Genomic DNA, 5,357 nt, shown 5'->3' with positions numbered 1-5,357 from the left:
TGGTGACGACGAACTCCACGGCTTGGGGATGGTCGGCGGGCGCGGGCGGTGCCGCGCCGGCGGTGGAAGTCGCGCCGAGAGCTCCGGCGGCCGTGAGGCCGATGGCGGCGGTGACGAGTTGCTTTCTCATTAATCGTGCTCCTCTGTCGCGTGATGATGCGCTGCAGGTCGGCAGCACCACCTAGGATTGCCTGCCCCGACGAAAGGCGAGGCAAAGGGTCGGTGAAGTTCCGCGAATGAACCCCGGGCGCCTGGCGGTCGCAGGCGAAACCTCTGATAGCGCTGCCTGCTTGCCACTGCCGCCCGCCACGGTCGACTGGCGTCGGACTGTCGCTCAACCAGGCCAAGGGCCCGCAGTCGAGGACGCGTCGGTCAGGAGATGTGCCCCAGTAGCCGCGTTCTGGAATCCGGTGATATCGGTGGTCCAGGCGCAACCTCAATCGTCCCCGTCCACGTCGACAGGATCCTCGGCGACATGGTGGGGGCGTAGACTCCTGGGCATGAGGTCGGAGGAGCGCGAGTTGATCAGTGCCGACCCGGAGGTGCTGCACGGGCAGGCGCGGATCCGTGGCACGCGCATCCCGGTGAGTCTGGTCCTGGGATGTCTTGCTGAGGGGATGACTGAGCGGGAGATCCTCGATGAGTACCCCACACTGGCCACCGAGGGCATCCGAGCGGCGGCCGCCTATGGTGCCGAGCTGGCAGGCGAGCAGATCCTTCCGTTGTCCCAGACGTGAGGCTCAAGGCCGACGAGAATATGCCTCGCGCCGTCGTCGGTCTTTCGTCGAACATGGGCACGACGTCCACACGGTCGCTGACGAGCGGCTTGTGGGCGAGACCGATCTCGTCGTGGCCGAGGCAGCTGCGACGGAGGGCCGAATGATCGTGACCTCCGATCGAGGGTTCGGTGATGTCCGGTTGTACCCGCCGGGGACCCATCCAGGAATCCTGGTGGTGCAGCTCGCGAGCTCCGGCAGAGCGTGATCTTGATGCTGTTGGGAACGTTCCTGGTTCAGCACGACGTCGAGCAGTTCGCTGGCTGCAACGTGGTCATTGAACCGGGGTCTGTCCGAGTGCGTCGTCCTGCCCCTTGACACACCTTGGGGCGTGTCTGTCCGCGTTCACGGCGTTTTCCGCGGAAGCGCACGTCAGGTAGAAGCTGACCATCAACGGTTGCCCCCGCCGGGGAACCCGTCCGGACCGGTGGCTACTGGCCGGTTCGCTCCCTGTGCTTACAGCCTGGCCAGCAGCAGGGCCGGCGCTGGCCCTCCTCCAACTCCTCCCGGGTCCGGCGGATGCGGCGCTCCCGCGTCGGGGCCCGCTTGGCAACCTCTATCCAGCAGATGAACTCGTTGCGGGCCAGGGGCGTGATGGCCTTCCACGCATCGAGTGCCGAAGTGCTGGCGATCAGTGTCTCGCGCAGGTCGTCAGGAAGCTCGTGCACGACACCACCGGGGACTTCGGAGCTGCTCATGAGCGCAGGGAAGCCAAGACGCTCTTGCTGCGAACCTTTCGGTAGCGGATGACGCCTCAATTCGGCGCATCGGACCTCGCGTTGCAGGGCCGGCAGCTTCACGGCCGCTGCTCGAACCCGGTTGGTGGACGCCGCGCTGGGCCGGCCCGGCTCTCAGGCCGATGATTGCGGCTTGCGGCTACCTCTGCCGGACCAAGAACAAGCTGACCCCCTACCCGCCGACCCCACCACCCCGGCGACCCCGTGACCGCCCAGCTGCACGCCCTGGTCCTCGCGCTGATCACCGCCGCCGACCTCACACGCCTGCGCGCCCCCGATGCCCATGCCGCGCTCACCCTTGCCCCCCCCCACCCCTTGCCACCCACCACCAGCCGCGTCCACCGCGCCGTCCGCCGGGGCCCCGCTGCCGCGGACCCCCCAGACGCCGCCGCCGTGACAACCGGCTCGGCAGAGACGCCGCACCCCACCGCAAGGAACCGCTGCCATGTCCCACCAACCCCAGCCCGTGCCCACCCCCGCTGCAGGCGTCCCTGCCGATCCCACGATCCCTACCGTGTGTCACCATCACGCCCCGCCCCCACGTCCCCAGCGCCGGCGGACTCACCCACCCGGGGGCTCACCCGTGGGCAGTTCCGATGGCCACCAGCGGGCAGGAACCATGGCCACCAGTGGGCAGTTCTACTGGCGCCTATGGGCAGGTTGAGATGGCCCTTGACAGAGGCGATCGCGCTCCTTGAGCCGGAGCTATCTGACCCCGACTGTCAGGGCTGGCGCGGTTACCATGCCCGTATGGCATCGAGACGCTTCCAGGTCGAGATCGAGTGGGACCCCAGTGACGAGGTCTGGGTAACCTACGTTCCTGCGCTCGGGCATCTGTCCACCTATGGGGACACCCGGGAGGAGGCGTTGGCGCAGACCCGCGAGGCGGTGCTGGGCTACCTCGAGGCGGCTCAGAAGGACAACCTTCCTGTGCCTGACGAAGAGCACCACCTTGACGTTGTCGAGATCGAGGTGGCGACCCCCTGACTCGACTTCCTCGGGTCAGCGGGCGGGACCTTCTCCGCGCACTCCGTCGGGCGGGATACGACCAGACCCATGTCCGCGGAAGTCATCACTACCTTCGTCGGCGGGAGGGCGGTCCGCTGATCGTGGTACCCGTGCACGGCAACCGCGACCTTCCCACTGGGACGCTGCGGTCGATCTTGCGCCAGGCAGACATGACTCCCGAGGAGCTCACCGAACTGCTGTGATCGCACCTCCGGCACTGGGTGTCGGAGTGGGCCGGGGCAGGCGTCGTCATCTGCGCGAGCAGCGCGCGCTTCGGATATGCCCATCTACACGCGCAGAGCGCCAGGGGACGTGATGGGAGTGCCCGCACCGACGATTCCATCGAAAACCAAGAGGTCGATGCGCCGGTTCCTGAGGGCGGTGGCTTCTGCGCGCCGTCACCCTGGTGGTGACGCGCGGACCCCGATGTTCAACGCGGCCCGGATCGTTGCTTCCTGCTCGACTCGGTACCCGCGCGCGAGCACCCCGCGGGCGAGTGCCCCGGCCGGCCCGTCGACATGCCGTTCGAGCAGGGTCTGGTAGTCGTCCCCGAACGGCACTCCTGGTGTGTGCGGCGAGCTGTTGGACCGTCCGGTCGGCGTCACGGTGCTCGTCGTCGGCGGTCTCGTAGCGGCTTTGCACCTCCTTGAGCTGGCTGTCGAGGGTGGACCGGTCAGCGACCTTCGCCCGGTCGGCGACCACCTGGGCCTTCTTCCGGCTGAGCTCGTCGACCGTCTCGCCGAGGTCGGCGTCTTCGGCCGCGAGGGCGGCGTCTCGGTCGAGTGCGTCAAGGTAGCCGCGCGCGTAGTGCAGTCGCATCTGGGTCGCCGCTTCGGTGACGAGGCTGCGGGCTGTGTCGCGCGCGTCGATCTGCGCGACCGCCGTGTTCTCCCGGTCGGTCGCCTTCGCGTCGATGCCGCGGGCGTCGGCGAGGGCGTGGCGTTCCTCGTCGTATTCGCGGCGGCCCTGCTCCTCCTTGTCGAACAGCGCCCGCAACCCGGCCAGCGTCACGAGCGACTCACCGATCTGCTTGGGGGTCAAGGACCGGACCCCCGACAACAGGCTCGGCTTCGACGGCAGGTTCCCACGATTCGCGACGTATGCCATGCACGTGACGTGTCCGCCGAACAGCCGGTCGACGATCTTCGTCGGCCCGAACTGCGACGCGGCCGGCAACGCCCGCCATGTCGTCTCCGCGGCTGCGAGCCGTTCCGCGGCCGTGTTCCCTTCCGCGATGAAGACCCCACGGGTGTAGCGGATTCGGGTGTGTGGTGTCGTCGCGTTGATCTGCGTCCACACCGTAATTGGGTCCGGGTCGTCACCGTCCAGCCGGGCGTACACGCACACGACGTAGCCGGTCTGGGCGTAGGCGACGTCTCCGTCGTCGCCGCTGCCGTCCTTCACCGGGGAGAACAGCAGCCCGGCCGCCTCAGCAGGCCCCTGCCCGCGATGGTTCCACTCCGGGTCGCCGTTGGCGTACGCGACGACCGCCTCGAACGTCGTCTTGCCAGACTGGTTCGAGTCGTCCGGCCCCTGTCCGGCAACGGCGATGAACCGACCGGGATGATCGGGATGAAGTGCGACTGAAGCCGACCGATGTCGATGGTCTGCACCCCGATCAGGGTGCGACCGTCAACGACCCCGTATCGACGTTGCTCGGCCGGGGCGTCTGATTCGACGAGCCCGTCGATCGTCGGACCGGTCGAAGGTGGCGGGGGCAGCAGCAGCCCGGTCGTCATCGCATCTCCTCATCGAGGATCGTCGGATCGCCACGCAACTGGTCGGCGAGCAGCCCGTCAGGGTCGGCGACCGCGACGAGCTCGGCCCACAGCCGCCGTGACGCCGTCTCGGTCAACCGGAGGAACTGCGGGCCCGGTTGGATCGACGACCGGCGGCCGTGCGGCAGCACCCCCATCTCCCGCAGCCGCCGCAACGACCGGGTGATCGTCGTGTCCGGCAGCCGCACCGCCGCCTTCAGCTTGTCGCTGGGGGTCGGCACGGCTGCTGTCCAGTCCCGCGAGTCGATCTCGCCGGCCGCGCGCGGCACCGCGACCACGCAACATCGTGCGCATCGACCGCAACGCCCCCCCGACTTCCACTACCGTTGCCCGCTGCCTCTCTAGCAGCCGTAACGTCGCATCCAGCAGCCGGATGAGCTCCGACACCCCCTGATCGGACCGCAACCGGTCGAACACCAGCCGGCCCGAGTAGGCGGCCGGGTTCAACGTGTACCGCTGTTGATGTGCCTTCCCGTGCCGGCGCCGCAACACGCCCTCGTGCACGAGCAGGTCGAACCGGGACCGGAACGTTGCGTCCGCTGTCGACGTGCCGCACCCCTGCGCGACCTGCTCGACCGTCAATGCACCCCCGTCCGGGTGATGGGCGAACACGTCCACGATCGTCATGGCCAAGTCGACGTCCGCTTCGTCGGCCGCGACCACGTTCCGTTGACCGGCGACCAACGCGACGACCGCGCGCACGATGTCCAGGCGGGCCCCGTCGATCGGCAGCTTGGCCTGCTTGTCGTTCATCGCTGCACCGTAGTCGCAGCGTGTGACATCGTCCGGGGCATGCGGCCCGACCTGTGGAATGGCGAACCAGGCCGAACCCGGACCTCGGGCCTTCTGCACAGGTGGGTGCGCCTAGGCCTCGACCCGCCAAGCCGAGCAGGCGCAGCGGCGCAGGAGAAGCCTCAGCCCGTTGTTGTCCGAATCGCCGGTATAGCGGACGTTCTCGTCCGGTTCGTAACGCCGCGTGCTCAGGCTAGTGAGCGCAGACGGACCGAATCGGCGGACGCGGCCCGGGGGCGGGTGGGCCTGCAATGGTCAAACTATGG

General features: G+C 68.4%; 5 protein-coding genes. 2 read left to right on the top strand and 3 right to left on the bottom strand.

Annotation, left to right across the window (positions count from 1 at the left end):
* Positions 1–500 precede the first annotated feature (500 nt).
* A complete protein-coding gene (locus WD250_08975) occupies positions 501–737 on the top strand; it encodes a DUF433 domain-containing protein (GenBank protein MEX2620340.1) in 237 nt (78 codons plus the stop codon).
* 470 nt (positions 738–1,207) lie between these two features.
* On the opposite strand, the gene WD250_08970 is transcribed toward WD250_08975, so the two are convergent.
* Entirely contained in the window at positions 1,208–1,576 is a 369-nt protein-coding gene (locus tag WD250_08970; protein MEX2620339.1) for a YdeI/OmpD-associated family protein, read from the bottom strand.
* 687 nt (positions 1,577–2,263) lie between these two features.
* Here WD250_08970 and WD250_08965 point away from each other — a divergent pair.
* The gene (locus WD250_08965) at positions 2,264–2,500 is read left to right on the top strand and encodes a type II toxin-antitoxin system HicB family antitoxin (protein MEX2620338.1); all 237 of its coding nucleotides are present in this window, start codon (positions 2,264–2,266) and stop codon (positions 2,498–2,500) included.
* Positions 2,501–2,770: 270 nt separating this feature from the next.
* Here the strand turns inward: WD250_08965 and WD250_08960 are convergent, their stop codons facing one another.
* Both WD250_08960 and WD250_08955 read right to left on the bottom strand, forming a co-directional pair.
* Positions 2,771–3,925, bottom strand: a complete 1,155-nt coding sequence (locus WD250_08960; protein ID MEX2620337.1) for a hypothetical protein — start codon at positions 3,923–3,925, stop codon at positions 2,771–2,773.
* Between the two features lie 331 nt (positions 3,926–4,256).
* Positions 4,257–4,577 carry a hypothetical protein gene (locus WD250_08955; protein ID MEX2620336.1) on the bottom strand — a complete coding sequence of 107 codons (321 nt, stop codon included), beginning with the start codon at positions 4,575–4,577 and terminating at the stop codon, positions 4,257–4,259.
* Positions 4,578–5,357: the final 780 nt, after the last annotated feature.

The sequence above is a fragment of the Egibacteraceae bacterium genome (genome assembly GCA_040905805.1).
Classification (GTDB): domain Bacteria; phylum Actinomycetota; class Nitriliruptoria; order Euzebyales; family Egibacteraceae; genus DATLGH01.
This window is presented reverse-complemented; position numbering and strand designations above follow the sequence as displayed.

Coding starts and splice junctions, on each gene's coding strand:
- WD250_08975 (MEX2620340.1), top strand. CDS start 501: ATGAGGTCGGAGGAGCGCGAGTTGATCAGTGCCGACCCGGAGGTGCTG.
- WD250_08965 (MEX2620338.1), top strand. CDS start 2,264: ATGGCATCGAGACGCTTCCAGGTCGAGATCGAGTGGGACCCCAGTGAC.